Annotated in this window: 12 protein-coding genes and 1 tRNA gene; 8 read left to right on the plus strand and 5 right to left on the minus strand. The window is 60.7% G+C overall.

What is annotated here, in order from left to right; translation table 11 throughout:
• Positions 1-434: 434 nt before the first annotated feature.
• The 5 genes from GBM95_RS07310 to GBM95_RS07330 form a co-directional block, all read right to left on the minus strand.
• Positions 435-1,280: an NUDIX domain-containing protein gene (locus GBM95_RS07310; RefSeq protein WP_152158501.1), complete on the minus strand. Its 846-nt coding sequence runs from the start codon at positions 1,278-1,280 to the stop codon at positions 435-437.
• 9 nt (positions 1,281-1,289) lie between these two features.
• Complete coding sequence (lysS, locus tag GBM95_RS07315) at positions 1,290-2,816, minus strand: lysine--tRNA ligase (RefSeq protein ID WP_152158502.1); 1,527 nt, start codon at positions 2,814-2,816, stop codon at positions 1,290-1,292.
• Positions 2,817-2,910: 94 nt separating this feature from the next.
• Positions 2,911-4,036, minus strand: a protein-coding gene (prfB, locus tag GBM95_RS07320) for a peptide chain release factor 2 (protein ID WP_139687991.1) whose coding sequence is annotated in 2 segments (ribosomal slippage) — positions 2,911-3,954 and positions 3,956-4,036 — 1,125 coding nt in all. Because the reading frame shifts where the segments join, the coding sequence is not laid out codon by codon here.
• A 253-nt stretch (positions 4,037-4,289) separates the two neighbouring features.
• Positions 4,290-5,981 (minus strand): single-stranded-DNA-specific exonuclease RecJ, encoded by a 1,692-nt coding sequence (recJ, locus tag GBM95_RS07325; RefSeq protein ID WP_152158503.1) that lies wholly within the window; start codon positions 5,979-5,981, stop codon positions 4,290-4,292.
• Positions 5,978-7,078 carry a hypothetical protein gene (locus tag GBM95_RS07330; RefSeq protein WP_152158504.1) on the minus strand — a complete coding sequence of 367 codons (1,101 nt, stop codon included), beginning with the start codon at positions 7,076-7,078 and terminating at the stop codon, positions 5,978-5,980. Before GBM95_RS07330 ends, recJ begins: the two co-directional genes overlap by 4 nt.
• Before the next feature lie 294 nt (positions 7,079-7,372).
• Between GBM95_RS07330 and GBM95_RS07335 the strand changes: the two genes are divergently transcribed.
• The 8 genes from GBM95_RS07335 to GBM95_RS07370 all read left to right on the plus strand — a co-directional run bounded on the left by GBM95_RS07335 (position 7,373) and on the right by GBM95_RS07370 (position 18,275).
• Entirely contained in the window at positions 7,373-8,632 is a 1,260-nt protein-coding gene (locus GBM95_RS07335; protein ID WP_152158505.1) for a lipoprotein-releasing ABC transporter permease subunit, read from the plus strand.
• Positions 8,625-9,326 carry an ABC transporter ATP-binding protein gene (locus GBM95_RS07340; RefSeq protein ID WP_152158506.1) on the plus strand — a complete coding sequence of 234 codons (702 nt, stop codon included), beginning with the start codon at positions 8,625-8,627 and terminating at the stop codon, positions 9,324-9,326. Before GBM95_RS07335 ends, GBM95_RS07340 begins: the two co-directional genes overlap by 8 nt.
• Before the next feature lie 14 nt (positions 9,327-9,340).
• Positions 9,341-10,198, plus strand: coding sequence for a TatD family hydrolase (locus tag GBM95_RS07345; RefSeq protein WP_152158507.1), 858 nt, complete (start codon positions 9,341-9,343; stop codon positions 10,196-10,198).
• 157 nt (positions 10,199-10,355) lie between these two features.
• Positions 10,356-10,922 (plus strand): glycine cleavage system protein R, encoded by a 567-nt coding sequence (locus GBM95_RS07350; protein WP_226963215.1) that lies wholly within the window; start codon positions 10,356-10,358, stop codon positions 10,920-10,922.
• A 45-nt stretch (positions 10,923-10,967) separates the two neighbouring features.
• Positions 10,968-12,341, plus strand: coding sequence for a PFL family protein (locus GBM95_RS07355; RefSeq protein ID WP_152158509.1), 1,374 nt, complete (start codon positions 10,968-10,970; stop codon positions 12,339-12,341).
• 402 nt (positions 12,342-12,743) lie between these two features.
• Positions 12,744-15,218 carry a hypothetical protein gene (locus tag GBM95_RS07360; RefSeq protein ID WP_152158510.1) on the plus strand — a complete coding sequence of 825 codons (2,475 nt, stop codon included), beginning with the start codon at positions 12,744-12,746 and terminating at the stop codon, positions 15,216-15,218.
• A 603-nt stretch (positions 15,219-15,821) separates the two neighbouring features.
• A complete protein-coding gene (locus GBM95_RS07365) occupies positions 15,822-17,942 on the plus strand; it encodes a RelA/SpoT family protein (RefSeq protein ID WP_152158511.1) in 2,121 nt (706 codons plus the stop codon).
• Positions 17,943-18,198: 256 nt separating this feature from the next.
• A tRNA-Val gene (locus GBM95_RS07370) sits at positions 18,199-18,275 on the plus strand.
• The last annotated feature ends 2 nt before the right edge of the window (positions 18,276-18,277 follow it).

Consider the following 18,277-nt stretch of genomic DNA (forward strand, 5'->3'; position numbering starts at 1 on the left):
TTCCAACCGTTCGGTGAGGCGTTCCGTACGGGTTTTGCGGGTTTTCCGGCGAAGACTGGTTCCAAGGTCTGAAAACGAAAGCTGTTCCATCAGAAGCCTATCGCAAATCTATTCATGATAGATATATTCTATCATATATTTGATATTTATGCAATTAATGCATTATCTTTCGATTTGCTCAGAGCATCCTCAGGTCTGCAGTGCATATGCTTCTCGCGGCATAGATGAATTGCAGGAAGTCCTGAGACTAGGACTTGCTCCGCGCCGAATGTGGTGCACTTTTAGTCCGCGCCAGCCACCCACCAGCGACCGGGAATTTGAGGAATCGACTTTTTTGCCCCCATTCAGCACGTGAACGATCGAAAAACGGCTTCAAAACAGCGTTTTTCCCGCGCTCACGCAAAAATTGACCGCCCGGAGGGCGGTCATGTCGCTCATCCTCCGAGAAGCTTCCTGATGGAAAGGAGCAGCGTCATCGCCGCCTCCTTCATCATGAGGTTTTCTTCAATGCGCTTCAGGGCCTCTTCCGCGCTCACGCATTCAAAGTGATCCACCTCCCCGTCAACGGGCTCCGGCATGAAGCCTTCGGGAAGAAGCGTCGCGTAGGCGTAGCTCACCTCATGCATCCACCCGCCGCGAACAGGCCGGGAAATATGATCGCAGGCGAGAAATTCCGCCTTCACCGGATCGCACGCCGTGAGGCCGGCCTCTTCCTGCGACTCCCGCGCGAGCGCTTCGAGAGGCGCTTCACCCGCCTGAATCATTCCCGCGGTGAGTCCGTCCCAGAGTCCGGGGCCGACGAGTTTTTTTATGCTCCTTTTTCCAAGGAGAAAAACGGGATCTCGCTCATCCCGGGGATTCCGGATGCGGCCTGCGAGGTGCACGGCCGAGGTCCGGGCGCCAAACGGCCGGTAGAGCGCGCGCTCGAGCGTGCCGACGGGAGCCGCCTCAGGCTTATCCAAAGGAACAAGGTCGAGCTTTTCGCCGCGCCAGCCCTGGCTCAGTCCCTTATCCCTCATTGCGAAGCCGAATTCTGTGAGGTCTCCGGAAGGGAGCGTGAGGCAGTTGAGCGAGAGGCTTGCGCCTTTCAACGCGCCGATTTTCTCTGCAAATTCCGGACGCGTGCGCCCGATGAGAGTCCCTTCCCAGAACACGGATACAAGTCCGGCATCCGACATGGAAAAGCCCGCCTTAAGCGCCTGATAGAGCGCTTCGAGGCGGGCTTTGAAGCCGGATGCCTGGGGAAGCGTGAAAGCGTCCCCGGCATCAGATTTCATCATTTCAGGCGATTAACCCTTGAAGTTTTCCGGGCGCATATGCGGGAAGAGGAGCACGTCGCGGATGGTCGGCGCGTCCGTGAGGAGCATCATGAAGCGGTCGATGCCGATGCCGCAGCCCGCGGTCGGGGGAAGACCGTACTCGAGCGCGCGGATGTAGTCGGCGTCGTAGTACATGGCTTCGTCGTCGCCGTGGCTCTTCTTGTCGGCCTGGGCCTTAAAGCGCCGGGCTTGATCGTCCGGGTCGTTCAGTTCCGAGAAGCCGTTGGCGGTTTCACGGCCGGCGATGTAGAGCTCGAAGCGCTCGGTGATTTCCGGATCCGCATCCGACGCACGCGCAAGGGGCGAAATCTCAACCGGATAGTCGATGATGAAGGTGGGCTCGATCAGCTTCGATTCGGCCGTTTCTTCAAAGAGCGCCATCTGAAGGGCGCCCAAACCCGCGTCGACCGGGATTTCGCCGCCGAGGCGCTTCAGCTCCCCGCGGATGAATTCGGGGTTGTTGAGCTCTTCGTCGGTGTAGTCCGGAGCGAACTTCTTGATTGCCTGAAGCGGCGTGAGGCGATGGAAGGGCTTCGAGAGGTCGATCGTGTGGCCCTGGTACTGAAGGACCGCGGAACCCGTGGCTTCCTTCGCAACCGTGCGCAGGAGGTTTTCCGTGAAGTCCATCTGATCACGGTACGTCCAGTACGTGCAGTAGAACTCCATCATCGTGAATTCGGGGTTGTGACGGACCGAGACGCCTTCGTTGCGGAAGTTGCGGTTGATTTCGAAGACGCGTTCAAAGCCGCCCACGACGAGGCGCTTCAGGTAAAGCTCCGGCGCGATGCGCAGGTACATGTCCATGTCGAGCGCATTGTGGTGCGTGATGAAGGGCTTCGCATTGGCGCCGCCCGGGATCGGGTGGAGCATCGGCGTTTCGACTTCGAGGAACCGGTGGTCGAGCATGTACTGGCGGATCGCGGCGATCGCCTTCGAGCGCGTGAGGAAGCGCTTTCTCGAATCCTCATTCATGATGAGGTCGACGTAGCGCTGGCGGTAGCAGAGCTCGGTGTCCTGAAGGCCCTTGTGCTTGTCGGGGAGCGGACGGATGCTCTTCGTCATGAGACGAACTTCCTTCGCGCGGATGGCGAGGTCGCCCGCACGGGTCCTGAAGAGCGTGCCGCGGCAGGCGACGATGTCCCCGAGGTCAAAGGTCTTGAAGGCGGCGTAGGCGTCTTCGCCCACTTCGTTCATCTGAACGAAGTACTGCATGTCGCCCGTAAAGTCGCGGACGGTGCAGAAGGAGGCCTTGCCCATGATGCGCTTCAGCATCACGCGGCCCGAGCAGGCAACCTGAGGCGCGAGCTTCTCGAGTTCCTCGGAGCTCATTTCGCCGTACTTCTCGCGCAGGTCGCCGAAGAGGTCGGTGCGCACGAAGTCGTTGGGATAGGCCACGCCCGTTTCACGCAGGTGCGCGAGCTTCGCGCGGCGTTCGGCGATGATGTGGTTCTCCTCGGCTGCGGCTTCCTGCGCCGTCTGGATTTCATTTTCAGCCATTTGAATTTCCTTCTGAAAGGCTTGATGTGCCTCGTCTAAAGAGGCGCGGTTCTCCCTCGCGCCTTCCTTTCTTAGGCTTTCAGGTTTAAAGCGATTACTCAGCAGCGGGGAGACCGCCCACGCCGTTCTTGAGGCTCGCCTCGATGAACTGGTCAAGATCGCCGTCAAGTACGGCGCCGGTGTTGCCCGTTTCGACGCCCGTGCGCAGGTCCTTCACGCGGGACTGGTCGAGCACGTAGCTGCGGATCTGGTGGCCCCAGCCGATGTCGGACTTCTGCTCCTCGAGCTTCGTCTGCGCTTCCATGCGCTTTCTCATCTCGAGTTCGTAGAGCTTGGCTTTGAGCTGCTGCATCGCCTTCTCGCGATTGCGGTGCTGCGAGCGGTCGTCCTGGCAGATCGTGATGATGCCGGTCGGGATGTGGTGGATTCGAACAGCCGATTCCGTCTTCTGAATGTGCTGGCCGCCCGCGCCCGACGCGCGGAAGACGTCGATCGAGAGGTCGGCCGGATTGATCTCGATATCGATCGAGTCGTCGACTTCCGGATAAACGTAGACCGAGCAGAAGGAGGTGTGGCGGCGGGCGTTGGCGTCAAAGGGGCTCTTGCGCACAAGACGGTGAATGCCCGTTTCCGTGCGCAGCGTCCCGTAGGCCCATTCGCCTTCGATGAAGAGCGTCGCCGACTTGATGCCCGCGACTTCGCCCGCGGACTCTTCCTCGAGCGTCACCTTGAAGCCCTTTCGTTCGGCATAGCGCATGTACATGCGCTCGATCATGCTCGCCCAGTCCTGGGCTTCCGTGCCGCCCGCACCTGCCTGAATTTCGAGGTAGCAGTTGGCCGAGTCCATCGGCTGGTTGAACATGCGCTTGAATTCAAGCTGACCGACCTCTTCGGCGTAGCCGTCAACATCGGCGCCGATCGCTTCGACGGCGTCCCAGTCTTCGTCGGCCATCGAAAGTTCAAAGAGTTCCTTCGCGTCCGCAAGTCCCGCGGTGAGCCGTTCGAAGCTGCCGACGATGTCGTCGAGCATCTTCTTTTCCTTGCTCACTTCCTGGGCGTGCTTGGGATCGTTCCAGAGGTCGGGATTCTCAATCTCGCGATTGACTTCTTCGAGTCGTCGTGCCTTGCGGTCGACGTCAAAGATACCTCCGAAGTTCAGCGAGCCTGCGGCCCAGATCTTCGATGAGGGATTCAATCTGATTGATGCGTTCAGCTTCCATTTTGAGTCCTGTTGATGCGCTCCCCAGATCCGCTGGTAAATAGAGGGTCTCCGGTCCCAAAAGATCCGGATAAATCCCGTGGGGGAGCTGACGGGCCGCGCTGATAGAGGCTCAAAGCCCTAGCGGCAGCCCGAAGTGAAAACATGAAACTTGGAATTATAAGCGGAATGGGGAGAGCGCCTGAAGCGCTCTCCCCTAGAAAAAAGCAGGAAAAAGAAGAAGCCGGAAGCGTTTTCTGCGGGAACCGGACGGATTATTCCGCCGCTTCCGCAACAAGCTGCACCGTGCGGCGTCCCCGGTACTCGTTGATGGCGGGCCGGTAGGCGATCTTTGCCTGCATGGGCAGGGGCTCCCGATGGCGGAAGAAGATGCCTTCAAAGCGCTGGCCGCCAAGCCCGAGCTGGAGTTTTAAGTGCGCGTCCTTGAGAAGCGTCTGGTTGAGAACCGTGAATTCGTTCGCAAAAAGCGGCGCTTCAAATCCCTGGCCCCAGATCTGGCGGTCGATTTCCGTGCAGAGGTTCTCCGTGATTTCGTCGGGCGCAAGTCCTCCGTCGGTGAGCACGACGCGCTCAAAAACCGAGGCGTCGCAGTGCGTGCGCACGACCTCTTCAAAGGCTTCCTGAAATTCCTTGAGGCTCTCCGGCCGGATGGAAAGACCCGCCGCCATGGCGTGGCCGCCGAAGCGGATGACGACGCCGGGCAGGGCCTTGGAGACCAGGTCGATCATGTCGCGCAGGTGAATGCCGGGGATCGAACGGCCGGAGCCCTTCAGCTCATGGTTTTCCGTGGGCGCGAAAGCAATCACCGGGCGGTGGATCCGTTCCTTGAGGCGTGCGGCTACAAGACCAACGACGCCCTCGTTGAAGTCGGGGTTGTAGAGGGAAAAGGTCGCCCGGTGGTCGAGGTCGACCGCTTCGAGCGCCGCTTCCGCAGCCTGCTGCATCTCACCCTCGAGCTCGCGCCTTTCGGCGTTGATGGAATTGAGGTTGTCCGCGAAGGCAAGCGCCCGCGACGGATCGTCGGAAAGGAGACACTCGATGCCGCTTTCCATGGTGCCCAGGCGCCCGGCCGCATTGATCCTCGGAGCGACGGCAAAGCCGAAGTCCCGCACGCCCGCCGTATGGGTGTCTTTTCCGGCAATCGCGAAGAGCGCCTCGAGACCCGCGTGGGTGCGCCCTGACCGGATTCTTCTTAAGCCTTGGGACACCAGAATGCGGTTGTTTTTGTCGAGCTTCACGACGTCGGCGACGGTGCCCAGGGCAACGAAGTCGACGAGCTGGTCGAGCCTCGGCTGGGTCTTTGCGTCATAGACGCCCCGCTCGCGCAGAAGCGCCCGGAGGGCCAGAAGGACGTAGTAGATGACGCCCACGCCCGCGAGGTTCTTCGATGGGAAAACCGAATCCGCGCGGTTGGGATTGACGATCGAAACGGCGCGCGGAAGTTCGGGGCCGGGCAGATGGTGGTCGGTCACAATCACGTCGATCCCGAGTTCCCGGGCGCGGTCGACCGCCGGAACGGACGAAATGCCGTTGTCGACCGTAACGATGAGAGACGGCTTCGGGTCGCGCGCGGCCACGATGTCGACCACGTTCGGGGTGAGGCCGTAGCCGTGCACCACGCGGTCGGGAACAAAGTAGGAGGCGCTGATGCCGAGCATCTGGAAGCCCCGCAGCCCCACCGTGCAGGCGGTCGCCCCGTCGCAGTCGTAGTCGGCGACGATTGTGACGTGCTCGCCCTTCTCGCGGGCCGCGGCAAGCCTTTCAGCCGCTTCTCTGGTGCCTTCGAGCATGGCGGGCGGAATCATCCCCTGCCATTCCTGCTCGAGGTCCGAGGCTTCGCTGATGCCGCGGGCGGCGAGCGCCCGGGCAATGGGCGGGAGGAACCCCGCGCGCGCGAGTCTTTCGGCCGCATGGGGATCGTAGGTACGGGAAAGAATGCGTGTCATGCTGCGTCCTCCCCGTTCATTCCGGAAGCTTTGGGTTCAGAGTCCAAAAGCCAGTTTTCCGGAGAAACGACGTTTTTGCGCTTCAGGAACCCGAGCGCGCCCCTTTTTTCAGGGACGAGCGTTGCGGAGGTTCCGTGCCCGAAGGCGACGATGACGTTTTCCGTCAGGCGCGCGGGCTTCTCTTGGCCGACCCAATGTTCGAGCTTGTCGAGGAGCCCCGGCATGCGCTTAATCCAGGCATTCCAGTCGTGCCTCATCCACGCGTCGTAGAGGTCGTCGATCACGAGAATGCGGTCGCCCTCGGGAGCTTCGGGCCATTTCGTCTTTTTACCGAGCGTCCCGAGGTATGCCTTCGGAATCCCGGCGTCCTCAGCCCAGGCGAGCGCCGTTCGGTCGTTTGTCAAGACGGAGCGGAAGGTCGAGGGAGGAAAAACGGGAGCAGAGCGCCCGCCGCCCGAGAGCCAGAGGCCCTGGATGTCTTGGGTTTCTGCCGGCAAGGCTTCACGAAGAGCGCCTTCGATCCTGTGAAGGAGCTCATTCACGCGCTCTTTGTCGGCGCCGTCGGCAAGATGCGGGAGGTGAGCGATATGCGTTTCCTCCATGCCGCAGAGGTCCTCGAAGGGGCGCGCTGAATAGTCAAGCCCCTCGCGCGTCGCGGTATAGAACGATTTCCCGGAAATCATGAGGCGCATGCCGGATTCCGCAAGAACCGGGGCCGCCGCGCAGGCGGCGCGGGGAAGCGCGTCGTCCGCAAATTCAAAGCGCGCGAGGCGCCCCGAAGGGTCCTTCGTCCAGAAGTCGATCGACCAGAATTCCTGATCGAGCCGCGGCCCGTGCTCCGCCATCCAGGCATAAGGGGCGATGACGGGCGCGCCCGTCCGGTGCGTGAGCACTTTCCAGAGCCACGCGCGGTGGGGCGAATATTCGTGAAGAGGCTCCGAGAGCCGCTGAATGCCGGGCGGTTCGCGCCCGGTCCCGAGCGCCGTGAGCCGCGTGCGGTCCGCGTCCGTTAGGGACGCAAGAACCTCACGGGCGCATCCCTGAGGAAGACGCGCGCCGGGAAGGAGATAAAAGGCAGTTGTCATAATGGAAGGCATTGTAGCCGCCCGCACGCGAGACGCTCTTTGCCTGCGGGGTCTTCTCCCATGGGAAGACCCTTCGAAAGCGAAGCCCCGGGATCATGCGCCGGCGGCATTTCCGCTTTCGAGGAGTGCGGCTCAGCTCAAATGCTTTCCTTCCTCATGAAGTCTAGGAAAAACAATTTGTTGCGGAATTCTTTTTCTTCTTCCCCCCGCGCTTTCCTCATGATGCGGCCGCTAGAATGAGCGCCTAGACGACAAATACCAGAAAGGAACTCCCGCTTTCGGAAACGATCCGGAGAGAGGTTTTTTGTGCAGACGCCATTTGAATTCATGATTGGCCTCACTTATACGAGGCAGGGCAGAAAGGGCCGCCGCCGGGACGGCTTCATGTCCTTTATTTCAGGCATTTCCGTCGCTTCGATTGCTTTGGGCGTTGCCGCCCTCATCATCGTGCTCTCGGTGATGAACGGCTTTCAGAAAGAGGTCCGCGACCGGATGCTTTCCGTGATTCCCCATATCGAGGTGACGGCTGTTCCGGGGCCGCTCAGGGACGCTGACGGGCTCGCGAGGAAGCTTGAAGCCCGGAGCGACATTCTTGCCGCCGCGCCCTACGTGCAGGGGCAGGGACTCTTGAATTCGGGTTCTGTCGTCCGGGGCGCGCTCGTCAAGGGGGTCGACCCCGCGAAGGAACCGGGCGTGAGCGAAATGTCGGAGAACATTTCCGGGGGCGCGGAACTGAAGGACTTGACGCCCAGGAGCTTCGGCGTCATTCTCGGGCGCGACCTTGCCAGAGCGCTCGGCGTGCGCACGGGCGACAAGGTGGCCCTCATCGTGCCCGAAGGGAACATGACCCCGGCGGGACTCATGCCGAGAATGCGGCAGTTGACGGTCCTCGGGTACCTTTCTTCGGGCCACTATGAATACGACAGCACCATGGCGCTTCTCAACATCGAGGACGCCGCGGCGATCTTCCGCACCGGGGGCCCTCAGGGGCTGCGGCTTCGCACGGCCGACATGAATAAGGCGCCCGAGATCGCGCGGTCGGTGGCTCAGATGCTTCCGGCAGGCGTCTACGCTTCCGACTGGTCGCGGCAGAACCGCACGTGGTTTGCGGCCGTGCAGGTTGAAAAGCGCATGATGGGGATCATTCTCTTCCTCATCGTCCTTGTCGGCGCCTTCGGGCTTGTTTCGGCCCTCGTCATGACGGTGAAGGAAAAGCAGGCCGACATCGCGATTCTGAGAACGCTCGGGGCATCGCGCTCCTCCATCCTTGCAATCTTCATGATTCAGGGGACGATCGTCGGGATCGTGGGCGTTGTTGCCGGCGTTGCCGTGGGGCTTCTCGTTGCCTACAACGTCGGCTCCATCGTGAGCTTCATCGAGGGCCTCATGGGGGTCGAATTCCTCCCGAGAGAGATCTACTTCATCAGCTCGATGCCCTCCGACCCGAGGCTCTCCGACATCATTCCGATTTCGGTCTTCTCCTTCCTTCTGTCCCTTGTCGCCACGCTCTATCCGAGCTGGCGCGCGGCAAGGCTTCACCCTGCGGAGGCGCTCCGTTATGAATAACGCGAATGAACCGGTTCTCTCGGCGGCGCACGTCGCCAAGGCTTACCGCGACGGCGCGGCGGCCGTGCCGGTATTGAAGGACGTCAACCTCGCCGTGATGCCGGGCGAAACCGTGGCGATTCTCGGCGCCTCAGGCTCCGGGAAGTCGACGCTCCTTCATATCCTGGGCGGTTTGGATGCTCTCGACGCGGGCGAAGTTTCGATCGCGGGCGAAAAGCTTTCCGGGCTCTCGGAGTCCGAACGCGGGCGCCTGAGAAACCGGCGCCTCGGCTTCGTCTATCAGTTCCACCACCTGCTTCCCGAGTTCACGGCGCTCGACAATGCGGCGATGCCGCTCTTCATCCGCCGGATGAACCGGACGGAAGCGCGCGCGAAGGCTAGGGCCTCGCTCGAAGCCGTGGGGCTCGGGCACAGGCTCGATCACCTTCCGTCGCAGCTCTCCGGGGGCGAACGTCAGCGTGTGGCCATTGCCCGTGCGCTCATTACGGAACCCGCCTGCATCCTCGCCGACGAACCCACGGGGAATCTGGATGAGGAAACGGCCGAACAGGTTTTTGAGTCGCTTCTGAAGCTCGCGCACGAAAAGGGCGCGGCGATCGTCATCGTCACGCACGACCGCGATCTCGCGCGTCTTTGCGACCGCGTCGTAAAGCTCGCCGACGGCGCAATCGAACCGGTCGAAAAGAAGTTCTAAAGCGTGAGGCTGCCATGGGCTTCATCGATACGCACTCGCACCTCTGGGTTCCGAGGCTGAGGGAGCGCCTCCCGGAACTCCTTTCCGACGCCCGGCGCGCCGGCGTTGAAAACATGCTCCTCTGCGCCGGCGGGCCCTCGAACTGGGATCTCACCCGCGAGGTTGCCTGCGAAGCAGGGCTGGGCTACCTGCTCGGCATCCATCCGCTTGCGCTCGACGAAGTGGGCGAGGGAACGCTCGAAAAACTACGCGACGAGGTGGCGAAGCGGATGACGGATCCCCACTTCATCGGCATCGGCGAAGTGGGCTTGGACGGCTTTGTGCCCGGGATCGATCAGGCGCTCGCAAAGGAAGTCTTCCTCGCGGAACTCCGGATAGCCCGGGATTTTTCGCTGCCGCTCTCGATTCACGTGAGAAGAAGCGGGTCGCAGACGATGGGGGCGCTCAGGCGCCTGCCCCCTCCCGGAGGGGCGGTTCATGCCTTCAACGGCTCTGACGTTGAGCGGGACACTTTCCTTGGGTTCGCCCTGCGGCTCGGGTTCGGGGGCGCTGCCACTTATGCAGGGAGCAAGCGCATTCGCCGGCATCTCGCGGAACTCCCCGACGGGGCCTGGCTCCTTGAAACCGATGCGCCCGACATGCCGGGATCGAAGCGGCGCGACGCGCATGAGAAGGAAGGCTTGTCTCTCGCCACAGAACCCGCGGACATTCTCGAAGCCGCAAAGGCTGCCGCCCAACTCCGGGGCATCACAGTCGGGGAAGTTGCGAAGGTTTCGCGCGACGCCGCTATTGCGGCCTTCCCGCGGCTTCCCGGACTTCTTGCTTTGCCCGATGCGTTCGCAAAGAGATTCGGCTCCTCTCAATTAGACTAAGGCGATTCTTGAGGGCATTCAGCCCAGCCGGCGGCATGCCCGACGTAAACTAATTGAATTGCATTAATTGCACATACCCCTGAGGAGCGCGCTTCTTTGACGGCGCGACTCCGATCCCCGGCCAGGATTCACTTTCGGCCCCATGAGGAGATTCCCCGTGACAGAAGCAAATATGGACCGCGTTCTCGTCGGCGTTTTCGGCCTTGACCGTCCCGGCATCGTATCCGCAGTGTCCTCCGTGATTACGCGCCACGGCGCAAACCTCGAGCAGGTGAGTCAGGTTACCCTTCACGGGCAGTTCGCCCTGATGTGCGTGGTGCAGAAGCCCGTCGACCTCGACAAGTCCGTGATTGAGAACGATCTGAACGAAGAGGTCCGCCGCCGCAAGCTTAAGCAGGCCGTGCTCGTCCTCGACTTCGTGGAGCCCACGGAAAACCTCGAAGGCGAACCCTATGTGATCAGCATCTGGGGGCCGGACAGAAACGACATCATTACGACGTTCTCCCGCATTCTCGCCGAACAGAAGATCAACATTGAGAGCCTGCGCGCCTTCCCGATCGAGGCCGGCATGTCGCTTCAGGTCTTTGAAGCTCAGATTCCGCTCGAGGTCGACCGCCGGGCGCTTCACCGCACGCTCATCGACCGTGCGGGCGCGATGGGGCTTCGCTGCAACCTCCAGCACCGCGATATTTTCGAAGCCATTCACCGCGTGAAGGTGGACTGATCTGCCTCTCGATCCAACATACCTGAATTCTTAGGAAACCAAAAAATGCTGACAGACCGCGAGGTACTTTCCACCATCAACATGCTCCGCTCGGAGCACCTCGACGTGCGCACCGTCACGATGGGTATCAACCTCTTCGACTGTGTTTCGTCCGACTTCGACAGCTTTGCCTACAAGGTCCGCGCCAAGATTTCGCGCTATGCCTCGAAGCTCGTTGAAACCTGCGATCTCGTGGGCGACCGCTACGGGATACCCGTCGTCAATAAGCGCATTTCCGTCTCGCCCATCGGGACCGTGGGCGCCGCGTTCTCCCGCGACGAAATGGTTGCCGCCTGCCGCGTGCTCGACGAGGCCGCGAAGGAAGTGGGCGTCGACTTCATCGGCGGCTTCGGCGCCCTCGTTGAAAAGGGCATGACCCCGGGCGAAAAGAACCTGATCGATGCGCTCCCCGAGGCGCTCGCAACCACGGACCGCATCTGCTCCTCGATCAATGTGGGGTCGACCAAGGCCGGCATCAACATGGATGCCGTGCGCCTCATGGGCGAACGCATTCTCGACGTGGCGCATGCGACGAAGGACCGCGACGCGATCGGCTGCGCAAAGCTCGTTGTCTTCTGCAATATTCCGCAGGACGTACCCTTCATGGCTGGCGCTTATCTCGGCGTCGGCGAACCCGACGTCGTGATCGACGTGGGCGTTTCGGGCCCGGGCGTCGTCAAGAAGGCGCTTGACCGCGCCGTGAAGGCAAAGGGCGAGTACCTCACGATCACGGACGCCGCGGAAGTCATCAAGCACACCGCCTACAAGGTGACGCGCGTGGGCGAAATTATCGGCAACGAAGTCGCCAAGCGCCTGAACCTCCCCTTCGGCGTCGCAGACCTCTCGCTTGCTCCCACGCCGGCCGTGGGCGACAGCGTGGGCGAAATCTTCCAGTCGCTCGGCCTCTCCTCCATCGGCGCTCCCGGCACGACCGCGATTCTCGCGATGCTGAACGACCAGGTGAAGAAGGGCGGCGTGTTTGCCTCCTCGCACGTGGGCGGGCTCTCAGGCGCCTTCATTCCGGTCTCGGAAGACAGCGCCATTGAGGCGGCTGCACGCTCGGGCGCCCTGACGCTTGAAAAGCTCGAAGCCATGACCTCCGTCTGCTCCGTGGGTCTCGACATGATCGCGATTCCGGGCGATACGCCGGCTTCGACCATCTCGGGCATGATCGCCGACGAAGCGGCGATCGGCATGATCAACGGCAAGACTACGGCGGTCCGCGTGATTCCGGTTCCGGGAAAGACCGTGGGCGACGTTGCGGTCTTCGGCGGCCTCCTGGGTGAAGCGAGCATCATCCGCGTGCCGGGGGGCGACGCTTCCGGCTTCGTGAAGCTGGGCGGCCGCATCCCCGCTCCGATTCACAGCCTGAGGAACTAAGTTCCCTTTCTGCGTGTTTTTTTAGCCCCGGGCGCTTCGGCGTATCGGGGCTTTGTTTTCAATGAAATGTATTACGTTATCAAATAACCAAAATACGGGAGGGTGATTAGGGGTTAATACCACACATGAAATGTTTACGGATCAGCAAAATGCATCGTTCGTCTGCTTCGTCCAGAGCGAAGCGCCAACTGACCACGATGACTAAGATCCATGACGAACGCTCAGACACGAACGCTCGCCCGGATGGCAATGAGCGACCCCTCGCGAGCCACCGCGGCCGCAAATTTGCCTTCACTCCTTGCTGCCGAAGGGGCGGGGGGCCTGAAGGATCAGCAATCCTCTCCTTCACGCAGCTTCCGATTTCGGCTCAGGCCGCTAGCAGCGGCATGCTTCAGCATCGCAATGCTTCCTCTATCTGGGGTTCAGGCTGACACCACGGAGGATGAATGGACTTCAGAACGGCTTGTCGCCGGAGAGGAGGTCTGGGGACCAGGGGATTTCTTTGAGCTCAATCGGCTCGAAATCGCTTCGAGCGGGAATCTCAGGATCGAGGAGCGTTCTGGAAGCATCGGCGAAATTGCTGTTGCAGGAGGAGCGCTGACGTTGGGTGAATGGGCGTACAGCTTTGCGGGGAGCACGGAGATTTCCGACCGAGGCCGCCTTCGGCTCGAAGGTCAGTCTCAGATGGAAATTGAGAACCTCAGCCTCAGTGAAGGCGTACTGGAACTCAGGGAGAATTCAGAGATCAATGGCATTCCAGGCGAAGACGGCTCAACCGGAGGCGTGATCCACCTTGGCGAGGCAGGAAGGATTTCCGTGGAAGGAAATTCGATGATCAATATGGGCATGGTTCGGTCGGAAGGCGGCACGATCGAGATTCGGGCGACGCCATGGATCGAGGAAGGCTTTGATTCTGATACCGGCGAGTCTATCGAGACCGTCCATCAGGGCGGTCTCTTCAATGCAGAAGTCTTTCACGCCGCGAAGGGGACGACCCGGGTAATTCTCGGGGGCGGCGACATTCCGGATAACCTGCAAGCTTCCGTTTTCGGCTCCGCCCGCTTTCGCGTGGGGGACCTTCTGATTGATCCGGATGCGGCGATGAGAATCGAGCTCCTCAAGGGCGGCCGGTTCATCGTCGGACCGAATGAGTGGAGCAATGCGGATCAGCTTGCCCATACCGCGCATCCTGATGCCGGAACGCTCGTCATTGGGACAGATTTTCTCCTTGCCGGCAACGTCGCCATTCAGGTGGGTGAAGTCGATGAAGGGCGAGCCGGCAGCCTGAGCCAGAACCTTCTCGTCGCCCGCGACGGCGTCATTGAGCTCGACGGCCCGAACGCAAAACTGACTACTGGCGAAGGGACCTGGACCCACTTTGAGCTGGGCTCGATTCTCTGGATTTTCCCCGAAGCCGTGCCAGAGGTGCCGGATGAGGCGCCTGATGAAAAACCGGACGATCCGGCTGGCGACGGTTCCGCTAGCGTTCCAGATGGGAATGATGCGGAAGAAATCCCGCGCGAACCCCTGATCGCGGACCGCGACGCGGTGGAGAGCCTCGACTTTTCGAAAGGCAAGGTGACGGGGCTCGAAAATCTCACGGTGTATGTGGGGACTCAAGCGGAAACGGGAGACCTCTATTACGGCGCCGACGGGAAGCTCCATATTCTCATTCAGCCGCCCGCCTTCGAAGGTCCGCTCGCAAACCTCACTCAGGCCGTGTGGCTGAAGAGAAAGGACGTTTTCACGCCCCAGTATTTCCGAAAGCTCTTTCTCTATACGGAACCTGAGGCAACGGCTGCGAACCTCGTGCGCGTTGCCGGCTCCACGGCGGCGATCGGCACCCGCGAGCGGATGACGGCCGACATGACGATGCTTTCGGGGAACCTTTCCGATGTTGTTCGGACGCTTGAACTCGCAGGGCGCGTGCCGGTGCCCGTGGAAGAGGATTCCATTCTGCGGAAGATTCCGGAGGTGATGACTTCAATCCCCGTCATGGTGGACGCGTCGGGAGGAAGAAGCCGGACGTCAGTTCCGATTCCGGACCTTGGGCTCAACCAGACAGTGACGAGCGACGACACAACCATTCGCGGCGCTTTTGTTCTCGGGAAAGGCGATATCCGATTCGGGCTCTACGGCGCCTTTACGGAGTCGGACTTTAATCGCCATGCGGAAGAGTCCAGGCTTCCGCTCACCGGTTCTTCCGAACGCGCGCTCGTTTCGCTCTTTGCGTACGTGCCGGTTGAGAAAAAGCGGGTGACGATGGATCTCACCTGGTCCGAGGCCGCTGACAAGGTGCGTGTGCCGTCTGCGGGTGAATTTCTGCATGCGGAGGGCGTAAAGCGCTCGCTCTGGAGCTTCGGCCTCATGACGGAATGCCCGCTTTTTGGGGATTTGGGGAGCACCCGCGTTGACTGGACGGTGACGGGACTATCCGGAGCGCGAGTCTGGAAATGGGGCGATGCGGAGGCACTTTGGCAGGCGGAATCGGGAGATGTTCTCAAAACCCGGGAGTCGGGCGGTTATGCCGTGTCTGCGACCCTGGGAGGCCGCATTGCGGGCGGCATCAACTTTGCGGCTAAAGGCATCTTTGAAGAGTGGCTGCCGCGGCGAATCGACGGGTCGCTCAACGCTGCGGTGCATGGGCTGACTTCCGATTCGGCTTCGATGACGGTGACCGTGCCGGGAATTGAAGGGGCCAGAGGGGCGCTTGCGGTGGCGGACCTGCCGAAATTCCAGATGTCGGCCGATGCGAAGCTCGGAATCCAGTTTCCGCAAACGCGGATTGAGCTGACCGGATCCGTCATGAAGGCGGGGTCGAAGCATCGTGCGCACTCTGTGGGCGCCCGGCTTTCGTGGGTCTTCAATGAGGTTTGAGGGTCTAATGCGGTCACGATTCAACTGACACCCAGCAGCTTGAGGAATCGCTGATCGCGTTTGGTTGTTTCCGTGGTCCATTTGGAAGCCTGTCATTACCTGTCGTGGCAACGTGGTCGACGCAACGGAACCAATCAAGAATTTGAATCAGAGAGTGCTGATCGAGCCAGGCCCCAACTAAGGTTTCGTGAGGTCTTTCGACGACTTTTAGGTTAGACGACTTTTAGGTTTTGAAGAAAGCAAGTCGCAGGAGCACCTCCGACGCGGATGAAAAGTGCACCAGTCCATGCGGCACAGATCCCGGAACCTTGCGGTCCCGAAATTCTTTTTGATCTGTCGCCCCCCTGGGTCCGGGATCCAGCGGGCCGCCGCCACTAGGGCGCCCCATCTCACCGGCAGGCATTCAGCCGCAGACTTCGGGCTCAGAAACGATTCCGTAAGCAAATGCGATCGAAAAGATTGCGTGTGCCTCTTTCCTGCTACTCCTTTCTTAGAATAGGAATACTCGGAGGAGAATTCATCCGGCAGCAGAAGCCGCGATATCTCCTCAAAAGACTGCAAGAGAAGAACAAAGAGTAGAAAACACACGAGGAGATAGCCAACATGGAAACGACGGAGAATCGTCCTGTCGCTGATCCCGAACTTGCGAAGAGCCTTGTGGAGCCGCTCTACAGCGGCCGCACGCTCTCGACGGGTGAACCTGTTCTCGCGCACGCCGAAGGCGTCGCCAAAATCCTTGTCGGCATCCGCAACGATCCGGAGCTTCTGGCTGCGGCGTACCTCTACAGCGTTCCGAAGTTCGTTGCCAACTCCGAAGACTGGATTACGAAGAGCTTCGGAAGCACCGTTGCCGGGCTTGTTGCAGAGTTGAGCAAAATGAACGACCTCTCGAAGCGCGCTCGCTCGGAAAGCAAGGAAGCGAGCGCCGCCGTGCAGCCTGAGGCTCTTCGTCGCATGTTCCTCGCAATGTGTCAGGACCTGCGCGTGGTGCTCCTCAAGCTCGCGAGCCGCCTCCAGACGCTTCGGTGGTTTGCGACGTCCGGAGCGGAGGGCGCGAAGGAGTTCGGTGCGGAAACGCTCGCGATTTATGCGCCGCTTGCCAATCGTCTCGGCATCTGGCAGATCAAGTGGGAGCTCGAGGACCTGTCGCTGCGCTTCACGCGTCCCGAGGAATACCGCGAGATCGCGAACGAACTCGACGAATCCCGAGAGGAACGTCTCGAATTCATGCAGCACGCGGTCGAAAAGGTGAGGGCGCTCCTCAAGGCTCACGGCATTGAGGCTGATATCTCCGGGCGTCCGAAGCACATCTATTCGATCTGGAAGAAGATGCAGAGAAAGCACCTGCGCTTCGACCAGCTCTTCGACGTGAGGGCGCTTCGCATCATCGTGGGCACGGTCGAGCAGTGCTACGAAGTGCTCTCCATCGTGCAGGAAAACTTCACGATTCTCTCGAAGGAATACGACGACTACATCGCGAACCCGAAGCCGAACGGCTACCAGTCGCTTCATACGGTCGTGACCGACAAGGCGGGCCGCCCCATCGAAATCCAGATCCGCACGCGCGCGATGCATGAGTTTGCGGAATTGGGCGTTGCGGCGCACTGGCGCTATAAGGAAGCCGGAAATTCGAACGGCGCTTCGATTGCCGAGGAGCAGCGCGTTGCGTGGCTCCGCCAGCTCCTCGCCTGGCGTTCTGATATGGGCTCGGACCCCCACAAGGATGCGCATGCGGTGGAGGACGATCACGTCTACTGCCTCACGCCCCAGGGGCGCGTGGTGGAGCTGCCTGCTGGCGCGACACCCGTCGACTTTGCTTACCTCGTTCATACGCAGCTCGGCCACCGTTGCCGCGGCGCGCGCGTGGACGGCGCCATGGTGCCGCTCAATACGAAGCTGAAGACCGGTCAGACGGTGGAGATCATTGCCGGTAAGACCGGGCAGCCCTCGCGCGATTGGCTCAATCCCGAGCTCGGATACACAGCAAGCCCCCGCACCCGCAACAAGGTCCGTCAGTGGTTCAACGCCCAGCAGCTCGCACAGCTTCTGCAGGAAGGGCGCGAAAGGCTCGACAAGGAACTTGCGCGCCTCGGCAAAACCGCCGTGAAGCTCGACGACCTCGCGAAGCGTTTGGGCTTTGATTCCGTCGACGACCTCTGCATTGCGTTCGCCCGCGAGGAAATTACGCTCACCGCCCTCGCGCAGGCCGTGCAGCCCCCGAAGGAAGAGGCGCCGAAGGAGCCTGAACTTGTCGTACGGCAGGAGTCTGCTCCTTCCAAGAAGGGGAAGGTCCTTGTCGTCGGCATGGATTCGCTCCTCACGCAGCTCGCCCGGTGCTGCCACCCGGTGCCGCCCGACGAAATCGTGGGCTACGTCACCCGCGGAAGAGGCGTGACGATTCACCGCGCCGACTGCCCGAATCTCAGAAACATGGTCGAGCAGGATCATGATCGACTGATTGAGGTGAGCTGGGGCGGCGGCATTGCCGAGTCGATCTACCCGGCAGACCTTCTCATCGTTGCGCAGGACCGTCCCGGCCTCATGAAGGACGTCTCCGAAGTCTTCCAGCGCGAGAAGGTTCATATCACGGGCATCAACTCGCAGTTCGTGAAGGGCGACCAGCACATGCGCTTTGCGGTCGAAGTGAAGGGCGGAGACGCCATGAAGATGGTTCTCGCGAGCCTCAGGCAGGTGCCGGGAGTGCTTTCGGCTCGCCGCGTTTGAGGGGGTGTCTAAGCCGGGTGATTGCTGCCCGGCGAGCGGGACACCAAACAGCAGCCCCATCGCATCCGCGGTGGGCTGCTTCATTTGATGCAGCGTTCTGAAGAGAATCCTATATCTTTTTTATTCATAGAAAACAATGAGAAATGGAAGTCTGAGAGGTGTGAAGAATAAATTTCAGAAAGATTTTTCGCGCCCTCTTGCTTTTTGGCAAAATCTATATATAATTTGCACCTCACGTTGCTCGTGAAGCTCTATCAGGCACGTAGCTCAGTTGGTTAGAGCATCACCTTGACATGGTGGGGGTCGTTGGTTCGAATCCAATCGTGCCTACCAGA

It is taken from the genome of Sutterella seckii (assembly GCF_009183815.1).
GTDB lineage: Bacteria > Pseudomonadota > Gammaproteobacteria > Burkholderiales > Burkholderiaceae_F > Sutterella > Sutterella seckii.